This window comes from Streptomyces sp. NRRL S-455 (assembly GCF_000717875.1).
Taxonomy (GTDB): domain Bacteria; phylum Actinomycetota; class Actinomycetes; order Streptomycetales; family Streptomycetaceae; genus Streptomyces.
In genome coordinates, this window is record NZ_JOCT01000001.1 from 289,381 (window position 1) to 310,454 (window position 21,074).

A 21,074-nucleotide genomic window follows, 5' to 3' on the forward strand; every position below is an offset into this window, starting at 1 on the left:
GATCAGTCCCGAGGCGGAAACGCGCGGAGGGCGTGTGCCTCCGCCAGGAGGAGGTAGCCGGCGGCGGTCCAGGTGTAGGCCCGGTCGCGCAGGCCCTTGCCCGTGAGGGCGTCGAAGTTCTCCGCGAAGCCGTGGGTTTCGCACAGGGTGCGGAAGCGGGCGCTGATCTCGTCGGCGAGGCGGACGTGGCCGCCGCGGCGCAGCCCGTCCTCGATGAGGACGGTGGCGGGCGCCCAGATCGGGCCCCGCCAGTAGCCGTCCGGGCGGTAGTGGGGTGAGGCGGGCAGTTCGGTCGCCAGTCCGTGCGGGGTCAGATGGGCCTCGATGCGTGTCGCCAGCGCGGCCGAGACGTTCTCGGGCAGATGCTCGCCGAGCACCATCGGCATGAGGTCCAGCAGGCTCGCGGTGCTCCAGGTCCGCGAGGTCTCGACGCCGCGGGCGACGAACCGCTCTCCCGTCCACAGCTCGTCGAGCATGGCGGCCCGGGTGGCCGAGGCGGTGCGCGTCCAGCGGCGGGCGTCCTCGGGAAGGCCCAGTTCAGCCGCCAGGGACGCGAGTTCCTGGAGCTGGAGTACGAGGAACGCGGCCAGGTCGGCGGTGACGATCAGGCGCTCGGGGTCGAAGGTGGTGGCGTTGTCCCAGCCGCTGTCGTTGCCGTGCTGGTAGTGGGGCAGGGCGGAGCCGGGTGCGCGGCGCATGGTGAGCCAGAAGTCCGTCCAGCGTTCCAGACGGCGGTAGATCTCGCTGAGTTCCGTCCGGTCGAGGGGGCCGGGGAGTCTTCGGCGCAGGTGGCTCAGGGTCCAGCCGTGGATGGGGGGTTTGACGAAGTTGTGGAGGACCTCCGAGTGGGTCACCGAGTCGGGCAGGGCCCCGCTCTCGTCCTGGTGGTCGAAGGGCAGCGAGAACTGGTCCCGGGCCAGCGCGGGTACTCCGCGTGCCAGGGCGAGGGCGTTGAAGCAGTGGTCCCAGCTCCAGACCTTGTCCATCCAGTGCTTGGACATCAGCACCGCGGGCCGGGTGACCAGGGCCGCGGGGCGGACCGTCGCCGACCACAGGACGTACACGGCGAGTTCGGCGGCCGGCGTGCCGGGCGAGCGCCAGGGGGCCACCGCGTCGGCGAAGGCGGTGAAGGCACGCTCCGCGGACGTCACCACATCACCGAAGGTCTGTGAGGAGGCGTAGGGGCGCCGTGCGCTGTCCAGTTCCTCCACGGCCGCTTCCCAGGCCCCGTCTCTGTCCGCGGTGATCGTGAGGCCGCGGTCGCCGCTGCCGAGGGCCTGGCTGCCGGACACCTCGGCGAGGGAACCGGACAGCAGGGTGATCCGGTAGCGGCGGCCGGTCTCGTACGAGGTGAAGACGTACGCGCCGGCCACCGGGTCGCGGTGGAAGTAGGTGCCCGTGAAGGGGGTGAGGGCGTCCGCGGCCGCGGCGATGCGCAGCCCCAGCCCCTCGCCCCGCAGGCGGACGGTGTCCGGGGACTCGTAGGCGCAGCCGACGCTCCCGCCCGGGTGAGCCCAGGTGAGCAGACCTGGTGTCGTCTCGACCCGGGTCTCGGCCCGGTCGCCCGTCGCCGGGTCGAGGGGCACGAGGCGCAGGACGGCGTGCATGCCGTTCTGGTGGGAGACCAGGTGGAGGTCGTCGGCGTAGGTCTTCTCCCCCACCACGGGCGAGAGGTCGAACCAGGAGCCGTGCGTGCTGAAGGGGATGTCGTGGACGGAGAAGGCCGGGCCGGCGGCGGTCATCAAGGAGTACTCGTTTCTTGGGCGTTGGTGGTCGGCGAGCGGCTCAGTCCTTGACGGCCCCGGCCGTGACGCCGGCGGCGACGTAGCGCTGGGCGAGGACGAGGATCACCGTGGCGGGCAGCGAGGCCACGACGGCGGTCGCCATGATGGCGTTCCACTCCTGGTTGTTGTTGCCGATGTAGTGGTAGATGCCGAGCGTGATCGGCTCGTGGGCGCCGCCGCCCGCGAGGGTGCTGGCGAAGACGAAGTCGGACCAGGACCACAGGAACGCGAACAGCGACACCGTGACGACGGCGTTGCGGCTCATGGGGAGCACGACGGACCAGAAGGTGCGCAGGGCCCTCGCCCCGTCCACCTGCGCGGCCTGGAGCAGTTCTCCGGGGATGCCGGACATGAACGCGGTGAAGATCAGCACCGCGAACGGGACGGCCAGAGTGGAGTCGGCGACGATCAGGCCGGGCACGGACTGGAGCAGGCCGAGCTGGAGGTAGATGGCGTAGAAGCCCATCGCCATGATGATGCCGGGGATCATCTGGGCGACCAGGAGGAGGAAGCCGAGCACCCCGCCGCCGCGTGGGCGCAGTTTCGCCAGGGCGTAGCCGGCGGGCGCGGCGAGCGCGACCGTCAGCACGACCGTGCCCAGGCCGATGAGCAGGCTGGTGGCGAGGTAGGGCAGTTGCTGGTCGAGGACGGCACGGTAGCCGTCCAGGGTGCCGTGGACGGGGAACCAGTCAGGCGGCGATTTGCGCATGTCCTGATCGCGGGTGAAGGAGACGTTGAGCATCCAGTAGACCGGAAAGAGCATGACCGCGGTCAGGAGCAGACCGACGGCCGTTTTCCACCAGGTACGGCCTGAGGCTCGGTTCATGACAGTGCCTGCTTTCGCTGGACCCTCAGGTACACCAGCCCGAAGACCAGTGCCGCGACGACGAGCAGGTTGCCGACGGCCGCGCCGGGTCCGAAGGCGGGCAGCAGGTTGCCGAAGCCGAGCCGGTAGGACCAGGTGGCGAAGGTGGTGGAGGAGTCCGCCGGGCCGCCCTTGGTCATGATCCAGATGATGTCGAAGACCTTGAGCGTGTAGACCAGACCGAGCAGCAGGGTGACGGCGGAGACCGGACGCAGCAGCGGGAAGGTGACGCGCCAGAAGCGCTGCCAGGCGTTCGCACCGTCGAGGGCGGCCGCCTCGTACAGGCTGCGGGGTATCGACTGCAGACCGCTGTGGAGCAGTACCAGGTTGAACGGGACGCCGATCCAGATGTTGGCGATGATCACCGAGGTCAGCGACCAGGACGGGGAGGTCAGCCAGTTCACCGGGTCGGCACCGAAGGCGCTCAGCAGGGCGTTGACGACACCGGAGTCGCTGTTGAGCATCCACGACCACGTGGAGGCCGACACGATCAGCGGCAGCAGCCAGGGCACCAGGAACAGGGCCCGCAGCGTGGCCGACAGCCGGAAGTGCTGGTTGAAGAAGACCGCCAGGGCCAGGCCGATGGCGTACTGGAAGGCGAGGCACACGGCGGTGAACACGATGGTGTGCGTCAGTGCCGGACCGAAGGCCGGGTCGTCGAGGACCTTCTGGTAGTTCTCCAGTCCGGTGAACGGCGCGTTGCCCTGGACGAAGGAGCGGACGGTGTAGTCGCGCAGGCTCAGGTCGACGTTGCGGTAGAGCGGGTAGGCGTAGAACAGGATCAGGTAGAGGGTCACCGGTGCGAGGAAGGCCCAGGCGGCCCTCCCCCGGGCTTCGCCCGGGGGGACCCCCAGCTGTGCGGCGGGGCGTGGGCGGTCCGGCTGGTGTGTCGCAGGATTCATCAACGGGTTCCGGGTCGCGGTTGCCTGACGGTTACTTGACGGCGTCCTGTGCCGCGGTGAGCGCGTCCTTCGGCGATGTGGACCCGCTGAGGGCGGACTGGACCGCCTTCCACATCTGCTCCGAGATCTTGGGGTACTTGGTGCCGAGGTCGTCGCTGGTACGGCCCTTGGCCGCCTTGACCGCGTCGACCCATGGCTTCAACTCGGGCTTCTCCGCCGTCTGCTTGTCCTGGACCTCGCCGGTGGGGGCCACGTAGGAGAGTGTGGTGTCGGTGTCGTAGAGGTTCTCGGCGCTGGTCAGGCAGGAGACCAGCTTCCGGGTGGTGGCGTACCGGCCGGTGTCGCCCTGGACCGGGACGGTGACGAACTCGCCGCCGGTCGGGGCCGCCGCGCTGCCTCCGTCGGCGCCGGGGATGGGCAGGACGCCGTGGTCGAAGCCGGCCTTCTCCGCGTTGGCGAGCTGCCAGGTGCCGTTCTCGGCGAACGCGTACTCTCCGCTCGCGAACTCCTGCCAGCTGGTGGTCTGGGTGTTGTTGATGACCGAGTTGGGGGCGTAGCCCTTCTTGAGCCAGTCGCTCCACAGGGACAGGGCCGCCACGGCCTGGGCGGAGTCGAGCCGGGTCAGCTCGGCCCCCGAACCCCAGAACCACGGCAGGAACTGGAAGCTGCCCTCCTCCGTTCCGATCGCCGAGAAGGTGATGCCCTTCTTGCCGGCCTTCTTCACCTTCTCCAGCGCCGCTGTCAGCGACTTCCAGTCCTTGACCGAGGCGATGTCGACCCCGGCCTCCTTCAGGACGTCCTTGTTGTAGTAGAGCGCGAGGGTGTTGGCGCCGATCGGTGTGCCGTACGTCTTCCCGCCCGCCTGACCGGCCGCGAGCAGATTGGCGTCCACCTTCGAGGTGTCCACCTTGTTCTCGTCGGTCGTGGTCAGCGCGCCGGACTCGGCGAGCGTCGAAACCACCGGGTTGTCGAGGATGAGGACGTCCGGGGCGTTGTCCTGCTGTGCGGCCAGCAGGACCTTGTTCGTCAGGTCGCTGGTGTCGAAGGCCGTCCGCTTGATCTTGACCCCGGCCTTGCTGCCGCAGCCGTCCAGCAGCTTCACCCACGCCGAGTCCTTGGCGAACTGCGGGTACGGGTCCCAGACGGTGTAGCTGCCGCTGTCCGCGGCCTGCGTGGACGAGGTGCCGCCGGAGGAGCACGCGGTGGCCCCGACGACGAGGCCGGCGAGGGTCATGGCGGTGACGGTGAGACGGCGTCCGGTGGGTCTGTTCATGGGGTGTCCTTCAAGAGGGTCCGGTCTCGCTTGCATGGACATGAGGGCGAATACGAACATGGGCATGCCAAGCCCACGGGCGGCAGGGCGTGAACGTCCCGGCGGGGACAGGCGCGACTCGGACAGGAACAGCCGGTCAGGTATTCGGGTCGGGGTCCGGACTCACGGGCCCGGTGCTGGCACGAAGGGAGATCGGCGGAGCGAGCAACTGATGGCGGGGCGGTGCCTCCGGCTGGTCGAGCCGCTCGACGAGCAGTTCGACGGCCAGCCTCCCCAGCTCCGCCGCCGGCACGTCGGCCGCCGTGAGCTGCGGGGTCACCGTCTCGGCCCACCGGGCCGCGACAACGCCGGTGACCGAGAAGTCGCGCGGCACATGGCGACCCGCGTGGGCCAGGCCCCGGTAGAGGCCTCCCAGCGCGGCCTCGTTCAGTGTGACGAGGGCCGTGGTGGCGGGGTCGTCGTGCAGGATCCGCTCCAGGCAGGCCTGCCCCGAGGGTGCGTCGTCCCCGCAGGTGTACGTACGGACGGTGAGTCCGCGCTCCGCGGCGGCCTTGGTGAAGCCGTCGAGCCCCCGGTGCGCGGATTCGTACCCGGCGCGCAGGAGCCGTTCGGGGCGGTTGACGAAGGCGATCCTGCGGTGGCCCAGGTCCGCGAGGTGGTGGACACAGGCCGCGGTCAGCGCGGTGTGGTCGAGGCCGACCCACCAGTCGTTCTCCGGCCGCGCGGTGCGGCCGATGCAGACGGAGGGGAAGTTCTCCGCGAGGAGGTGCTCGACCCGGTCGTCGTGGAGTCTGATCTCCATCAGGATCGCGCCGTCGACGCGGCGCTCCCCCAGCAGCCGCTGGAACGAGCGGTCGCTGTCCACGCCGCTCGGGGAGAGCAGTACGTCGTAGTCGTAGGCGGCCGCCGCCTCCACCACGCTGCCGATGAAGTCGAGTTGCATCCCGGTGTAGTGATCGCCGGCGGGCGGGAAGACCAAACCGAGGGTGCTGGTACGGCCGTTGGCCAGGGCCCGTGCGCTGGCGTTGGGCCGGTAGCCCAGGTCGTCGATGACTCGCTGGATCTTCTCGCGGGTCTCCTCCGACACCGGGCGCTTGCCGCTCAGCGCGTACGACACGGTGCTCCGCGAGACACCGGCCCGCTTGGCGATCTCACCGATGTTCACGGGCACTCCTTCATCGAGTTCGTTCGAGTCCATCGAGTTCGTCCGACCTCGTCGAACCGGTTCGCGTGAAGGGAAAGTAGGAGCTGACCGCGCGGGTGTCAATGCCTTGCGCACAGATCCAGGCGCCCTCCGGAAATCGGCACGTACTGGTAAAGAGAGTCGCGCGGGGAGTATTGCTGCCCCGGTTCGCCGGTGCTAGCTTCCGGCGAACCGGTTCGACGGGTGCCGCCGGCCCGTCCCGCACACGCCCCCCCGTGCAGACGAGCCCCGTGGACGTGCCGCCCCATCGAACCGGTTCACCCCCACCGACCTTTCCCCTCACGGACGACACGGAGATCCCAGTGCGACGCAGGAGAAGAACCACAGGAGCAGGCGCGGCGGCCGTGGCGGTGGCGGTTCTGGCCACCGCACTCGCCACCACGACCGGCACGGCCGGCGCCGCCGAGCCGGAACGACTCGTCGTGGACCTCGGCACCGACACCGGCGCCTTCCACGGCGGCGCCTCCGGCTCGCTGTACGGCGTCTACGGCGACGGAGTGCCCAGCCGCAACCTCCTGGAAGGCATGCACGTCCGCACCGTGTCGACGAAGGCGCAGGACGGCCCCCAGCACCCGGGCGCGGACGCCCTGGAGATTCTGCCGCCGTTCGTGGACTCGGGCGGCAAGGACGTCTACATCTACATGACCGACATCTACCGCGGCTTCCCGTACCAGTGGCCGGGCGCCGACGGTCCGGCGCGGCTCGCCGACTTCAAGGAGAAGATCAAGAAGCAGGTCCGGCAGGTCCTGACCATGGGCGAGTACCAGGACCACGTCGTCTACGTGCCCTTCAACGAGCCCGAAGGGAACATGTTCGGCACCGGCGAGTGGAGCTACAACAAGGTCTCCTGGCTGAACGACCCGCAGTACTACTTCGCGGCCTGGAAGGAGGTCTACCGCCTCATCAGGAGCCTGGACCCGGACGCCCGCATCGCGGGCCCCAACACCAGCGTCCTCTACGACCAGGTCAAGGGCTTCCTCCAGTACGCCAAGGCCAACGACGTCGTCCCCGACGTGATGACCTGGCACGAGCTGTCCAGCCCGGCCGCGGTCCGCACCAGCGTGGCGAAGTACCGGCAGATGGAGAAGGACGTCGGCGTCGGCCCGCTGCCGATCAACGTCAACGAGTACGGCCACAACTACCACCTGTCCGTGCCCGGCCAGGTCATCCAGTGGGTCTCCGCCGTCGAGGAGTCCAAGATCGACGCCGATCTGGCGTACTGGAACATCGACGGCAACCTCAACGACTCGGCCGTGGAGGCCAACAAGGGCAACGGGCAGTGGTGGCTGTTCAACGCCTACGGCCAGATGACCGGGCACACCGTCAAGGTGACCGCCCCGCACCCCAACCAGCAGTACACCCTCCAGGGCGTGGCCACCCTCGACAAGGACAAGAGGCAGTCCCGGGCCCTCTTCGGCGGCAAGAGCGGCGACGCCGACATCGTCTTCGAGAACGTCGACCCCGAGCTGTTCGGTACGACCGTGCGCGCCACCGTGCAGGAGATCCCCTGGACCGGGCAGGTCGGCGACTCCGCGCAGCCGCTGCGGCTCGCGGACCGGGAGGTCACGGTCGGCGAGGACGGTACGGTCAGCCTCCCCATGACCGGCATGAACGAGATGTCCGCCTACCAGATCATCCTCTCCCCCGGCGGCACCGGCGGCGCAGCGGCCGACCCCTCGGTGAGCTGGCGGCAGACGTACGAGGCCGAGAACGCCACCTACACCGGCAGCGGCTACTCGAAGAACGGGCCCGAGGGTTCGCCGAAGGACGTCGGCAAGTTCGCCACCTCCGGCGCCTACAACGTCGGCGGCCTGCGCACCGGCTCCGACGGCGTGCTCGCCTTCGACGTCGAGGTACCGCGGGACGGCACCTACGATCTGAGCGTCTTCGCCAACTCCTACAACCTGTACGACCTGGTGAAGGAACAGGGCCCGACCAACGTCTTCCTGCGGGTCGACGGCAAGGATCCGCAGGAGTTGCAGCTGCCGCTGGGCTACAAGTGGGTGGTGTGGGGGCACACCGACACCACGGTGAAGCTCACCGCCGGCAGGCACCGCATCACGCTCGCCGCGCAGGACCCCGACCTCGGGGTCACCCAGGGCGACGCGATCATCGACAAGATCGACCTGGCCCTGCGCGACGAGCAAGTGACCGCGCCCGCGATCTACGAGGCCGAGTACGCGACGCTCTCCGGTGCCCGCCCCGACTACACCCGCCCCGCCGCGTCCGGGGCCGGCACGGTGAAGCTGGCCAAGGGGGCCTACGCGACCTTCTGGGTGTACGCCCCCGGCGACGGCGAGGCGACCGTGTCCGTCGACCACCTCGGCGGCGGCCGGGCGGGCCTCTCCCTCAACGGTGACAAGCTCGACGTACCCCAGGCAGGGGGCGGCAAGAAGGGCACGGACGATGTCCGGCTGTTCCTGTCCGGCGGCATCAACAAGCTCACCGTCACCGGCACTTCGGGCGCGCTGCTGCTCGACCGCCTGCGCGTCGTACCGTCCAGCGGCACCCTCGTGCCGAAGGTCTACCAGGCCGAAGACGGTACGGTCAGCGGCGCCGCCAAGGTGACCGACGCCTACCGCTTCGCCTCCGGCGGCAAGGCGGTGACCGATGTCGGCAAGGGCAGAGCCAACGCCCTCACCTTCGACGTCGTCGCCGAGCGTTCCGGCCGTCACGCGCTGACGATCCGTTACTCCAACGCCGAGCAGGCCCCGGCCACCCACTACAACCCGGACCCGATCGCCCGCCACGCCGACCTGTCCGTCAACGGCGGACCGGCGCGCCGGGTGCTGTTCCCGACCACCTTCCACTTCAACAACTTCTGGGACCTGACCGTCCCGGTGACCCTGAGGAAGGGAACGAACCGGCTCACCTTCACCGCCGAGGAGTTGCCGGACTTCGACGGGGACACCTACAACCAGTACGACCAACGGTCTCCGTACGCACCGGTCATCGACCGGATCGCCGTCACACCGCTCGCCCGCGGGTGACGCCGGAACGCCCCGGGACGGCCGGTGTCACCGGCCGTCCCGGGGCCGCGCCGTTCCCGAACGGCGCGGACGATCCCCGGTCAGGGAACGAGGGGGCGGACGTCCTCGGCCACGAAGCGGACGAAGCCCTCGGGGTCCGGTTCGTCGCCGGTCGGTTCGAGGACGACGGTGTCGGCACCGGCGTCGACGAGGCGCCGGACGGCCTCGGCCACCGTATCGGCGTCACCGGCGACCCCCAGGCCGGGAATCCGTTCCGTGCCGGAGGCGATGCGCTCGGCCTTGAGGCGGGCGGCGGCATCCGGCCCCGTGGCGGTGAGGAGGTAGACGACCACGCGGTGAGGGCCGGTGCGGCCGGCCGCCGCGCGGCCCTCGTCGATGAGCCGACGGGCCTGTCGTACGCCGTCGGGCGGGTTGGCCTCGCTCAGCAGCGTGCCGTCGGCGGCCTCGCCGGCCAGGCGCAGCGACCGGGGGCCGGTGACGCCGGCAAGTACCTCGGGGGCGGCGGACGGGGGCCAGTCGAGGCCGACTCCGTCCAGTTTCACGTACCGTCCATCCGTGGTGACGCGCTCACCGCGCAGCAGTGCCCGGAGCGCGTCGAGGTACTCCCGCAACAGGGTGACCGGCGATTCGGCCCGCGCGCCGACCTGCCCCATCCACTCCTGCACACCGTGTCCGACGGTCAGCGTGAAGCGCCCCGGGAAGAGCCGGTCCAGGGTGGCGGCCTCCATCGCGGTGAGGGCGACGTTGCGCAGGGGCACGGGCAGGAGCCCGATGCCGACCCGCAGCCGCTCGGTCCAGGCGAGGGCGGCGGAGGCGGTGGCGATACCACCCTCCAGGAAACAGTCCTCCCAGAACCACAGCTCCTCCAACCCGGCCGCGTCGGCGGTACGGGCTATGTCGCGGAGCCTCTCGGGCGGCAGTTGAGGCCGGAAGACAGCACCAAGAGAAGTCATGGGCCTTACCCAACCCGACTGTTCCAGGATGAGCAACAGACTCGGCTGCACTCCAGGCGCCTCACGTTTCGCAGCGGCCAGAGGAGCACGCGCAGGATAGGTGAGCGCCCAGCGCCGCCGTCCACGGCCGCCGGCAGACACGTCCGGCATGTTCGGCGATCGGCTGCCAGGCAGCACGTCGAAACGATTCTCTGAGCGTGCGCACACCCAGGTCGCCCACTGATGCGGCGCCGGCAACGGCCCGAGTGCGACGGGCGCACAACCCAGGCGATCCAGATTGCTCATATTGTCCGACCTTCGTTGATCCTCTTGCCTCGGCCTTACTGTCCGCAGCTAGCTAGGTGCTGCGGCCGTTTCCTGGCCCGGGCTCCCGACGAGCCCGGGCCGTCGCATGGGAAGCGGTCGGAAACCGCATGTGAGGAGTAGTCATGAAGAAGGCCTACGAGGCACCGACGCTCGTCCGGCTCGGCACCTTCCGGAAGGAGACCGGGCTCCTCGGAGACGCCGGCAACGACCGGCTGATCCTGAGCAAGAACTGACGAGCGACGGTCTTTGACCCGACGTCATGACTGAACTGCACGAAAGTGCGGGGACGGGCCCCGGCGACGCGCACTTCACGGTCTTCACCGACCGTGCGGACGCGGCCGCCGTGGCCCGCTCCTTCGCCCGCCCCGGAAGCCGGACCCTCACGCACGCGTCGGGCCGGCCCTGGCTGGTCGGCCACTGGCACGACGACGAGGTCCTCGTGGCCCACACCGGCGGCGCCTCCGTCGCCGTGGTCGGCTGCTGCCCGCTCGACGCCGGTGAACTGCGGCGCCGGACCGCACGGTTGCGTGATCTCGCGGAGCTCGACGCTCTGGCGCGCTCCCTGCCCGGCAGCTTCCATCTCGTCGGCGCCCTCGACGGACGCGTCAGAGTGCAGGGAACCGCATCCGGGCTGCGACTCGTCTTCCACACAGAGATCGACGGCGTGCGGGTGGCCGCGACCCGGGCCGACACGCTCGCCACCGTCCTGGGCCTCGACCCCGACGTGACGGAACTGGCCGTGAGGCTGCTGTGGCCGGCCCCGTACCCGCTCTCCGAGACGTCGATGTGGCGCGGGATCACCGCCGTTCCCCCGCAGGACGCCATGGTCGTCGCGGCGGACGGGCGCACCGTACGGCACACCCGGTGGTGGACACCGCCGGAGCCGGTCCGGTCGCTGGCCGAAGCGGCACCACTGGTCCGGAAGGCACTGGAGGAGGCCGTCGACGCGCGTACCCGTCAGGGCGGCGTGGTGAGCTGCGACCTGTCCGGCGGCCTGGACTCGACCTCCGTGTGTTTCCTGGCCGACCGCTCCGCCGCCCGTGTGGTGGCCAGTACATGGCCGGGACGCGATCCGGCCGACACCGACCTGCACTGGGCCGAGCGGGCGATCGGGCACCTCCCGGACGTCGAGCACGTCGTCTGGGACCCCGATGCCTCGCCGCTGGTCTACGAGAACCTGCTCGGCATCGACGACCTCCTCGACGAACCCACCATCGGCGTCATGGACCGCTCCAGGGTCCTGCACCACCTGCCCGGTCTCGCCGCACGCGGCAGCAGATTGCACCTCACCGGTATCGGAGGCGACCACGTGGCATGGTGCTCCGAGGCGTACTACCACCGGCTGATGCGGACCCGCCCGCTGTTCGCCCTGCGTCAGGTGCGGGGCTTCCGGGCGCTGTGGCAGTGGCCGCTCGGCGGCACGGTCCGTGCTCTCGCCGACTCTCGGCCGTACGGCACGTGGCTCGCCGACGCCGCCCGCCGGCTGCGCGACCCCTCGCCCTCGTCCGTCTCCACGGGACTCGGCTGGGGCATGGCCCCGCGCCTGTTCGACTGGATGACCCCGGAGGCGGAACGGATGGCTCGCCGGGCGCTGCTCGAGGCCGCGGCGACGGCCTCGCCGCTCCACCCGGACCGCGGACTGCACGCGGACCTCCAGCAGATCCGCTCGTGCACCCGCGTCATCCGGCAGTGGGACCGGATGGCGGCCCGCAGCGGCCTGCCGATGGCCTCCCCCTTCCTCGACGACCGCGTCATCGAGGCGTGTCTCGCCGTACGTCCGAGCGAACGCGTCTCGCCCTGGCGTTACAAGCCCGTCCTGAGCACAGCCATGCGCGGGATCGTGCCCGAGGAGTGCCTGCGGCGCAGCAACAAGGCCACGGCCGCCATGGACGCCGCCAACGGACGGCGCGAACACCGCGCCGACCTGCTTGCCCTGTGGGACGACTCACGGCTGGCGGAGCTGGGTCTGGTCGACGCCGCCGAGCTACGCCGCCTCGCCTTGCGGCCCGCCTCCCGTGGGCTCTCCGCGGCCGTCCTGTATTCCACGATCGCCGCCGAGGTGTGGCTGCGGGGGCTCGCCCGCGGCCGCACCCGTGTCCCGCAACCCTGACCCCGTCCACCGCCAGACACATCGGAAATGCCGGGCCTCCGGCACCTCCGGCACCTCAGACGCCTCAGACACATCAGACACGGCAGAAAGGCCCTTACATGCCCCTGCGGTTCGGCGAGAACGTCTCCACGGCCGAGACGGACTACGGCACGGTGCTGCTGGACGAGCGGGCCGGCGCCTACTGGGAGTTGAACCCGACGGCCACTGTGGTGGTGCGGACGCTGCTGGACGGGGGCGAGGAGGCGGACGCGGCCGCCGCCCTGGTCAGGGAGTTCGACATCGACCAGGCGCAGGCCCTGCAGGACGTCGAGGCACTCGTACGGGAGCTGCGCGGCTCGGGACTCGCCTCATGACGACACCCAGCGCGCTGGAGCGGCCCGACGGCGTGCCCCTGTCCCGGCGCCTGGCCGCCCGACTCGTCCTGCTCCCCGCCCTCGGACTCGCTCTGCTGCCACCCCGCCGCATCCGCACCGTACTCGGTGTTCTGCGGCGCGGTGCCGCGCCCGCCACCCCGGCGCAAGCCCAGAAGGCGCGCGACGCCATGTGCGCCGCCAGCCTGCACTGCGCCGGGCCCAAAGGGTGTCTGCCGCGCTCCCTGGGGGCGGCACTGCTGTGCCGGCTCGGCGGAACGTGGCCGACCTGGTGCACCGGCGTACGCGTGGTCCCGCCGTTCACCGCACACGCCTGGATCGAGGCGGAGGGCCGCCCCGTGGGCGAGGGTGCGCCGGAGGGCTATTTCGCCCGGCTGGTGACCATCGGCCCGCTGTCGCGGTCGACAGACCGATGACCGGCGCTGCCGTCCCGCCGGGCGGCCGGGCCGAGGTCACCGAGGGCGACAGGTCCACCCGGACGGCGGTGGCCACGATGTACCGGCTCACCGCCGGGCACCGCAGCACCATCGCCGTCGCCACGGTACTGACCCTCGCGGCCTCCGCGCTCGGCCTGGCCCAGCCACTCGTCGCCAAGAACGTCGTGGACGCGACCGGCCGCGGACAGGTCGTCTGGCCGCTGCTGGTACTCCTCGGCGCACTGTTCATCGTCGAGGCGGCGGCGGGAGCCGTGGGGCGCTTCATCCTGCAGCGGATGGGCGAAGGAGTCGTACGGCAGCTGCGTCACGGGCTGGTGGGACGACTGCTCCGGCTGGAGATGAGGGAGTACGACCGGCACCGGGGCGGCGACCTCGTCTCCCGGGTGACGGCCGACAGCACCCTGCTCCGGGAAGTCGTGTCGCAGTCCCTGGTGGATCTGGTGACGGGAAGCCTCGTGGCCGCCGGGGCGATCATCCTCATGGCGTGGCTCGACCCCCTGCTGCTGCTCCTGGTCGCCGCCACCGTGGCAGCGGCAGCCGTGGTCGTCGCTTCGCTGCTCACGGGCATCAGACGCGCGTCCGAGCACATGCAGAACTCGGTCGGTGCCATCGCCGCCGACCTGGAACGTGCCCTGGTCTCCCTGCCGATGGTCCGTGTACACCGCGCCGAGGAACGCGAGGCGGCCGGCATCGGCGCCCGCGTCGATGCCGCCTACGGCGCGGGTGTGCGCACCCATAAACTCGCGTCCTTCATGAACTCGGCCGTCGAACTCGCCGTCCAGGGCTCGTTCCTCATCGTTCTGGTCATCGGCGGACTGCGCGTGAGCAGCAACGCCGGATCCCTCGGCGACCTGGTCGCCTTTCTCCTGTACGCCTCGTACCTGGTTCTGCCGTTGTCCTCCGTATTCCGCGCCGTGGGCCTCGTCCAACGCGGGATGGGCGCCTACCAGCGCATCGACGATGCGCTCCACCTGCCCGTCGAGCCCACCGCTCACCGGATCCCGAGGGACCGCACGCCCACGGCACGGCCGACCGGGCCGTCCCACACCCCCGAGCACCCCGCCCTCGCCCTGCAGGACGTCCACTTCTCCTACGATCCGCGCCGACCGGTCCTCCGTGGCGTCTCGTTCGCCGTCCCGCACCGGCGGTATGTGGCACTGGTGGGCCGGTCCGGGGCCGGCAAGAGCACGGTGTTCGCCCTGGTGGCGCGCTTCTACGAGCCGGATGCGGGCACTGTGTTCTTCGACGGGCTGCCCGCGGCCGAACTGACCCGGGAGGCATGCCGCCGACGCATCGCCGTGGTCGACCAGAACACACACGTCATCCACGGCACTCTGCGGGACAACATCGCCTACGCCGTACCCGGCGCCACCGAAGCGGAAGTCCGGCGCGTCATCGAACTGGCCAGACTCGAAGAGGTCGTCGACCGGCTGCCCGGCGGCCTGTCCGCTGTCGTCGGCGAACGCGGCAGCACGCTCTCCGGCGGCGAACGCCAGCGCGTGGCCCTCGCCCGGGCGTTGCTGGCCCGCCCCGCGCTGCTTCTGCTGGACGAGCCCACCTCCCACCTCGACGCGATCAATGAATCGGCGCTCACCACCGTCATGAAGGACATCGCCCAGGAGTGCGCCCTGCTGGTCATCGCCCACCGTCTGTCCACCGTGCAGCACGCGGACCACATCGTGGTGCTGCAGGACGGCCGCACCGTCGCCGGCGGACGCCACGAGGAGTTGCTCTCCGGCAGTGCCCTCTACCGCGAGCTCGCCGAGAGCCAGATGCTCCGGCCGGGCGGGGAGCCGGGAGGCGGCACGGCTTAGCCCGATCACCCGCTTCGGTGGCGAGTAACGTGGAGCGCACGCGGCGGTCGGTTCCCGGGAGCTTGCCTTCGCGAGGTTTCCTCGGTTCGAACCCGAGCCGGGGAAACCGCTCGTCGGCAGCGAGGCGGCGTCACTGACGGTGACGACCGCCTACTCGTATCGGAGCCAGCGGAAACCCTGACGCCCGTCGGTCACCTGCCGCCTGCACGTGCATCGGCGGACGGGGTGCGCAGGGCCAGGAGGGCGACGTCGTCGTCGTTGTCGGCGGGGCGGACTCGGCGCAGCAGGTGGTCGGTGAAGGAGGCCAGGGGACGGTGGACGAGGGCGGCGGCGTGCTGGCGCAGCCGGTTCAGGCCCTCGTCGAGAGTGTGGCCGGGTGCTTCGATGAGACCGTCGGTGTACAGCACGAGGGTGGAGCCGGGCGGAAGCAGGGTGACGGCGTCCGGGCGCGGGGCGCCGGCCCCGGCGCCCAGGACGATGCCGTGACCGTCGGTGAGATAGCTCGCCAGGCCGTCGCGGCTGATCAGCAGGGGCGGTGGGTGCCCCGCGTTGGTCCAGGACAACTGCCACTGCCCGTCGTTCGCCGATTCGATGCGGGCGAAGATCATCGTGGCCATGGCGACGTCCGTGATGTGCTGGAGCGCTTCGTCCAGCCGTGTGACGATCCGGCTGGGGGGTTCGTGCTGGGACCAGGCGTAGGCGCGGAGCATGTTGCGCACCTGTGCCATGCCGGCCGCCGCCTCCAGGTCGTGCCCGACGACGTCTCCGACGGCCAGGGCGGTGGACCCGTCGGACAGCGGGAAGGCGTCGTACCAGTCGCCACCGACCTGTGAGGCGTCGGGCGCGGGCAGGTAGCGGACGGTCATCTGCAGGTCCGGGACCACCGGCATCTGGGGCAGCAGATGGTTCTGCATGGTCTCGGCGACCTTGCGCTGACGCTGGTACAGACGGGCGTTGTCCAGGGCGAGGCCGGCCCGGCGCGCGATGTCCTCGACCAGGGGGAGATCGGCGGGGGTGAAGGCGACCGGGTCCTTGGCGCGGCCCAGGGTCAGGGCGCCCAGGACCGCGCGGGTGCTGCGGATGGGCGCGATGGCCGCCGAGTGCATCCCCGTCGTGTCGAACAGCCGGCGCTGCTCGACCGCGATGCCGGAATCCGGGGTCCGCTGGTAGGTGCCGGGCCCGGCCACCGTCGAGGCCACGCCGCGCAGGGCCCTGGACAGGGGCATCGGGGACTCCTCCGGGACGGGCGGCATGGGGCCCTGCAGGTCTTCCTGGCGCACGAGGGTGCCGTCCTCGGCGTGGACGACGGCGGCACGCCACACCTCGTCGCGCTCGGTGATCAGGTCGATGACCACCCAGTCCGCCAGCCGGGGCACGACCAGCCTCATCAGGCGTTCCAGTGCCTCGTCGACATCGAGGGTGGAGGTCAGCTGCGCGGTGGCCTCGGCCAGCAGGGCCAACCGCTCGAGTTCGGGCAGCGGCGTGGCCGCCGGTTCCGGCTCCGGCCCGGGTTCCCGGGGCTGTTCGGCGGTGTGGAAGAGCACCAGCGTGCCGGCTCCGTCACCGCCGATGTCATAGGGGGTGATCAGCCAGGAGATGGGCAGCACGGAACCGTCTCCGCGGGCGAAGTGGTCCTCCGCTGCCTGGGCGGTCCGCCCGGCGTGGAAGGCCTGCCGCATTCCGCACCGGGTCCTCGGCAGCGGCTGACCGTGGGCGTCCCGGTGCAGCAGGTCGTGCGCGTCATGGCCGAGCATGTCCTGGGCGGACCGGGCCAGCGCGTCCTCGGCACGGGCGTTGACGGCGAGGATGCGGCCCTCCTCGTCCACGACGTAGGCGCCGGTTCCGATGGCCTCCAGCCCGCGGGTCAGCGAGGCATCGGCTGCGGCCGGGGACTTCTGTGCGGCGGCCCCCGTACGCTCCGGCCCGGCCATGTCGTCGCCTCCTCGCTGATCGACCGCCCCTGCCGACTGTCGGCACGTCCCTGCGGACGTCCTCCGGGCGTCACTCCCGTGTGCCCCCTGAGGCCGAAACCAGCCCCGTGTGACTGCGGCCACTCGCGAGGCGTCCGGGTATGCGCGGTGTTCGCCTGGGTAAATGCACGGCGAAAGCTGCCCCGGACGGGGCGAACACAACGAAAGAGTCTCCGCATGGTCACTCCGCTTGGGAAGCAGGCGGCGGATCGGCAGGGCGCGGACCGGCACGCCTTGCTGCGCTTCGGCGCGGCCTGGGGCGACGGCGCGGCAAGCGCCCTCGACGCGCGCCTGGCCCTGCACGCCTTCCTCGCCCGCGGTCCGCGCACCGCCCCCGCAGCGATTCCGGCCTCTCTGGCCGTGGACGCAGAACTCGTCGTCAGCGAACTGATCACCAATGCCATCCGGCATGCGCCAGGACCGTGCGAGCTGATTCTGCGACTGTTCCGGGGAAGGCTGGCCATCACGGTGCGGGACTCCTCGGACGAACAGCCCACCGTGCGGACGGGCGACCGGTACCGCGTCGGCGGCCACGGGCTGCGCCTGGTGCACACGGTCAGCGACCGGGTCGCCGTGGCACCCCGCGGCAGGGGGAAGCAGATCACCGCCTACCTCCGCCTGGCCCCCGGCAGCGGGACGAGCGAAGGGATGGGTGACGGGGCGGAGCAGGCCGTACTGGCGGCCGGCTGACCCCCGGTACTCGGCCGGAGCACCGGGGGTCAGTTCTGCCGGGCGTGCATGGGGCTGTTGGCGACGTCGTCCGGGCAGGTGGCGTGCGGCCGACGCATCCGTCGGTCGCGCCTGTAGTCGGATGCCGCGAGGGCCAGGGACGCCGCCATGCCGACGAGCCCGGCGCCCAGTGCGGCGACGAGCGCGCCGCGGTAGTCGTCGCCGCCGCCGAGCACGAGGTAGAAGAGGCCGGGCAGCGCGGCGGTGCCCACCGCGGCGCCGAGCCGCTGCCCGGTCTGCAGGGCGCCGCCCGCCGCCCCCGCCATGCGTACCGGTACGTCGCGCAGCGTCATGGTGATGTTGGGGGAGATCACGCAGCCACTGCCCACGCCACCGAGGAACAGCACCGGGGCGGCGGCCCAGGGCGCGATGTCGAGGGGTGCGAAGCGGAGCAGCAGCGCGGTGCCGCCCAGCCCGGCGATCACGGCCGTGAGGCCGCCCACGGTGAGCATGCGGCCGAGCCGGTCCACCAGTCGGCCGGCGACCGCGGCCGCGACGGCCGAGCCGAGGGCGAAGGGGGTCACGGCGAGGCCGGACCGGAGCGGGGAGAAGCCCAGGCCGTCCTGGTAGAAGAGCGCGAACACCAGCCAGACACCGCTGAAGCCGACGAAGTAGAGCGTGCCGACGCCGGCGCCGACGGCGTAGCCGCGCACCGTCGTGAACAGCCGCGGGTCGAGCAGCGGCTGGCTGTCCCGGGCCACCAGGCGGCGCTGCCACCAGGCGAAGGCGGTGAGGATCGCGGCACCGGCGGGGAACATCCACCACAGCCGACCGATGCCGCCGGCGCCCGCCTGCACGAGCGGGTACATGAGCGCGAGGACCCCGAGCCCGAGGAGCAGGACGCCGGGCAGGTCGACGTGCTGCCGCCCGGACGGCCGGGTGCGGGGCAGCAGCCGGCGGCCCAGGAGGACGGCGAGGATGCCGATGGGGACGTTGACGTAGAAGATCCACCGCCAGCCCTCGGCGCCGGAGGCCAGGGCGAGGATGACACCTCCCGCGAGGGGGCCGACGGCGGAGGAGATCCCCACGGTGGCGCCGAAGAAGCCGAAGGCGCGGCCGCGTTCCCCGCCCCGGAACATCTGCTGGATGAGCGCGGAGTTCTGCGGGGCCATGAAGCCGGCCGCCAGTCCCTGGGCGAGGCGGGCCAGGATCAGCAACGTGATGCTGGGAGCCGCACCGCAGGCCGCGCTGAAGAGCACGAAACCGCTGAGGGCCAGCAGGAAGATGCGGCGCCGGTCCAGCGCGTCCCCGAGGCGGCCGGCGGTGACCAGCGCGAGCGCGAAGGCGAGGGCGTAGCCGGAGACCACCCACTGCACCTGCGCGGGAGAGGCGTGCAGACCGCGCTGGACGGAGGGCAGGGCGACCACCACGATCGACACGTCCAGCAGGCTCATGAAACCGGCGACCAGAGTCACCCACAGGGCCCGCCACCGGCGCGGGTCCGGCTCGTGTCCCGCCTCCGGTGCACCCTGGTTCCGGCCGCCCGCCGCTGATGCCGTCACATGGGCTCCTCTCACCAGGTGCGCACCACGGCGAACCAAGTTCCCCCACCGACGCACGGACACACCACACGGTGCGGGCAGCCGGCCGAGGGTCTCACCCCACCGCATCCGGTCGTCACCCTGGGTGGTCGTCCGGGCGCCGCGCGAAGGGGCTCGTTTGAGCGCGCCATATCTGTACAGGCGTTGTGCTTGGGAAAGACGACCGGCGAAAGGAACGACGAGATGGCGGCGCCCGACAGCGAGGAGTCGGTGGACCCCGAAGCCGTGAGGCGACACCGGATGCTCTTCCGGGCGATCGAGAAACGACGGAATCCGAAGCTGCGCCGCAGCGACATCACCGTGACCGACGAGACGGCGGTCAAGCGCGCCACGAAGGCCGCCGCCCTCGGCAACGCGATGGAGTGGTACGACTTCGGCATCTACAGCTATCTGGCCTCGACCATCGGAAAGGTCTTCTTCCCCTCGGGGAACGACACCGCCCAACTGCTCAGCTCCTTCGCGACGTTCGCGGTGGCCTTCCTGGTGCGTCCGCTGGGCGGAATGGTGTTCGGGCCGCTCGGCGACAAGGTCGGCCGCAAGCGGATCCTCTCCCTCACCATGATCATGATGGCGGTGGGGACCTTCGCCATCGGCCTCGTCCCCTCGCACGCCGTGATCGGACTCTGGGCCCCGGCCCTGCTGATCTTCTTCCGGCTGGTTCAGGGCTTCTCGACCGGCGGAGAGTACGGCGGCGCGTCCACGTTCATCGCGGAGTACGCGCCCGACAAGCGCCGCGGCTACTTCGGCAGCTTCCTGGAGCTGGGCACGCTCGCCGGTTACGTCGGGGCCTCCGGCCTCGTCGTCGTCCTGCAGAGCCTCCTCAGTGACGACCAGATGCTGGCGTGGGGCTGGCGCGTGCCGTTCCTGGTCGCGGCGCCGCTCGGCCTCATCGGCCTCTACCTGCGGCTCAAGCTGGACGAGACGCCCGCCTTCCAGAAGCTGGAGGGCGGCCAGGTGAAGGCGAGCGAGGCCGCCGACTCCGTGGAGACCTCGGCCGCCGCGGACCTCGGCAAGATCTTCACCCGCCACTGGCGGCCCCTGCTGCTATGCCTCGCGCTCGTGGCGGCGTACAACATCACCGACTACATGCTGCTGTCGTACATGCCGACGTACCTGTCCGACGAGCTGGGCTACGGCACCAACCACGGGCTGCTGATCCTGCTCATCGTGATGGTGCTTCAGATGTGCGTCATCAACCAGGTCGGGCGGCTCTCGGACCGCTTCGGGCGCAGGCCGCTGCTGATGACGGGGATGCTCGGGTTCCTCTTCCTCTCGCTGCCGTCGTTCCTGCTCATCCGGCAGGGCGGTGTCGTCCTCATCGCCCTGGGTCTGCTCCTGCTGGGCCTGTCCCTGGTGACGATGCTCGGCACGATGTCGGCGGCGCTCCCGGCGATATTTCCCACCCATGTGCGGTACGGGTCCCTGTCGGTCGCCTACAACGTGGCCACCTCGGTGTTCGGCGGCACCACTCCCCTGGTGATCACCGCTCTGATCAGCGCCTTCGACACGACGCTCATGCCCGCCTACTACGCCACGGGGGCCGCGGTCATCGGCGTCATCGCCGTCCTGTGCATGCGGGAGACCGCGAACAAGCCCCTGGCCGGCTCCCCGCCCTCGGTCGAGACGGAGGCGGAGGCGGCCCAGCTCGTCGAGGCGCAGGCGCCTCGCCCCAAGTTCTGACCCGCCCGGACAGGGCCGAGCCGGGCCGGCCGCCGGCGTGGCGGCCACCGGCTCGCCGAACGGGCGGCGCCGGCACCGCCGTTGTCCTCGGCACCCGCTGCCCGAGTCACCTCACGGGTACGGCGTCCGGAAACCCGTTGGCGCC

At 71.0% G+C, this 21,074-nt stretch carries 16 protein-coding genes; 8 read left to right on the plus strand and 8 right to left on the minus strand.

The window, feature by feature from the left end; translation table 11 throughout:
* Nucleotides 1-2: 2 nt before the first annotated feature.
* The 5 genes from IE97_RS0101270 to IE97_RS0101290 form a co-directional block, all read right to left on the minus strand.
* Nucleotides 3-1,742, minus strand: a complete 1,740-nt coding sequence (locus tag IE97_RS0101270) for an amylo-alpha-1,6-glucosidase (protein WP_030147284.1) — start codon at nt 1,740-1,742, stop codon at nt 3-5.
* Between the two features lie 43 nt (nt 1,743-1,785).
* Entirely contained in the window at nt 1,786-2,610 is an 825-nt protein-coding gene (locus IE97_RS0101275) for a carbohydrate ABC transporter permease (RefSeq protein WP_030147285.1), read from the minus strand.
* Nucleotides 2,607-3,551, minus strand: coding sequence for a carbohydrate ABC transporter permease (locus IE97_RS0101280; protein WP_078603036.1), 945 nt, complete (start codon nt 3,549-3,551; stop codon nt 2,607-2,609). Before IE97_RS0101280 ends, IE97_RS0101275 begins: the two co-directional genes overlap by 4 nt.
* 31 nt (nt 3,552-3,582) lie before the next feature.
* A complete protein-coding gene (locus IE97_RS0101285; protein WP_030147287.1) occupies nt 3,583-4,824 on the minus strand; it encodes a sugar ABC transporter substrate-binding protein in 1,242 nt (413 codons plus the stop codon).
* Nucleotides 4,825-4,960: 136 nt separating this feature from the next.
* Nucleotides 4,961-5,989, minus strand: coding sequence for a LacI family DNA-binding transcriptional regulator (locus IE97_RS0101290; protein WP_030147288.1), 1,029 nt, complete (start codon nt 5,987-5,989; stop codon nt 4,961-4,963).
* A 389-nt stretch (nt 5,990-6,378) separates the two neighbouring features.
* Here IE97_RS0101290 and IE97_RS0101295 point away from each other — a divergent pair, with 389 nt between their 5' ends.
* A complete protein-coding gene (locus IE97_RS0101295) occupies nt 6,379-9,018 on the plus strand; it encodes a cellulosome protein (protein WP_051704809.1) in 2,640 nt (879 codons plus the stop codon).
* Nucleotides 9,019-9,098: 80 nt separating this feature from the next.
* On the opposite strand, the gene IE97_RS0101300 is transcribed toward IE97_RS0101295, so the two are convergent.
* The gene (locus IE97_RS0101300) at nt 9,099-9,971 is read right to left on the minus strand and encodes an LLM class flavin-dependent oxidoreductase (protein WP_030147290.1); all 873 of its coding nucleotides are present in this window, start codon (nt 9,969-9,971) and stop codon (nt 9,099-9,101) included.
* 428 nt (nt 9,972-10,399) lie between these two features.
* Between IE97_RS0101300 and IE97_RS41230 the strand changes: the two genes are divergently transcribed.
* The 5 genes from IE97_RS41230 (at nt 10,400) to IE97_RS0101325 (ending at nt 15,009) form a co-directional block, all read left to right on the plus strand.
* Nucleotides 10,400-10,510 (plus strand): keywimysin-related RiPP, encoded by a 111-nt coding sequence (locus IE97_RS41230; RefSeq protein ID WP_106975261.1) that lies wholly within the window; start codon nt 10,400-10,402, stop codon nt 10,508-10,510.
* Nucleotides 10,511-10,536: 26 nt separating this feature from the next.
* The gene (locus IE97_RS0101310; protein WP_030147291.1) at nt 10,537-12,387 is read left to right on the plus strand and encodes a lasso peptide isopeptide bond-forming cyclase; all 1,851 of its coding nucleotides are present in this window, start codon (nt 10,537-10,539) and stop codon (nt 12,385-12,387) included.
* A gap of 98 nt (nt 12,388-12,485) precedes the next feature.
* The gene (locus IE97_RS0101315; RefSeq protein ID WP_030147292.1) at nt 12,486-12,740 is read left to right on the plus strand and encodes a lasso peptide biosynthesis PqqD family chaperone; all 255 of its coding nucleotides are present in this window, start codon (nt 12,486-12,488) and stop codon (nt 12,738-12,740) included.
* Nucleotides 12,737-13,174: a lasso peptide biosynthesis B2 protein gene (locus IE97_RS0101320; protein ID WP_030147293.1), complete on the plus strand. Its 438-nt coding sequence runs from the start codon at nt 12,737-12,739 to the stop codon at nt 13,172-13,174. Before IE97_RS0101315 ends, IE97_RS0101320 begins: the two co-directional genes overlap by 4 nt.
* Nucleotides 13,171-15,009 (plus strand): ABC transporter ATP-binding protein, encoded by a 1,839-nt coding sequence (locus IE97_RS0101325; RefSeq protein WP_030147294.1) that lies wholly within the window; start codon nt 13,171-13,173, stop codon nt 15,007-15,009. Before IE97_RS0101320 ends, IE97_RS0101325 begins: the two co-directional genes overlap by 4 nt.
* Nucleotides 15,010-15,200: 191 nt before the next feature.
* On the opposite strand, the gene IE97_RS0101330 is transcribed toward IE97_RS0101325, so the two are convergent.
* Nucleotides 15,201-16,940, minus strand: a complete 1,740-nt coding sequence (locus IE97_RS0101330; protein WP_030147295.1) for a SpoIIE family protein phosphatase — start codon at nt 16,938-16,940, stop codon at nt 15,201-15,203.
* A 216-nt stretch (nt 16,941-17,156) separates the two neighbouring features.
* Between IE97_RS0101330 and IE97_RS0101335 the strand changes: the two genes are divergently transcribed.
* The gene (locus IE97_RS0101335) at nt 17,157-17,669 is read left to right on the plus strand and encodes an ATP-binding protein (RefSeq protein ID WP_030147296.1); all 513 of its coding nucleotides are present in this window, start codon (nt 17,157-17,159) and stop codon (nt 17,667-17,669) included.
* Between the two features lie 29 nt (nt 17,670-17,698).
* Here the strand turns inward: IE97_RS0101335 and IE97_RS0101340 are convergent, their stop codons facing one another.
* Nucleotides 17,699-19,210 (minus strand): MFS transporter, encoded by a 1,512-nt coding sequence (locus IE97_RS0101340; protein WP_030147297.1) that lies wholly within the window; start codon nt 19,208-19,210, stop codon nt 17,699-17,701.
* Nucleotides 19,211-19,432: 222 nt separating this feature from the next.
* On the opposite strand from IE97_RS0101340, the gene proP reads away from it, so the two are divergent.
* Complete coding sequence (gene proP, locus IE97_RS0101345; RefSeq protein WP_030147298.1) at nt 19,433-20,929, plus strand: glycine betaine/L-proline transporter ProP; 1,497 nt, start codon at nt 19,433-19,435, stop codon at nt 20,927-20,929.
* The last annotated feature ends 145 nt before the right edge of the window (nt 20,930-21,074 follow it).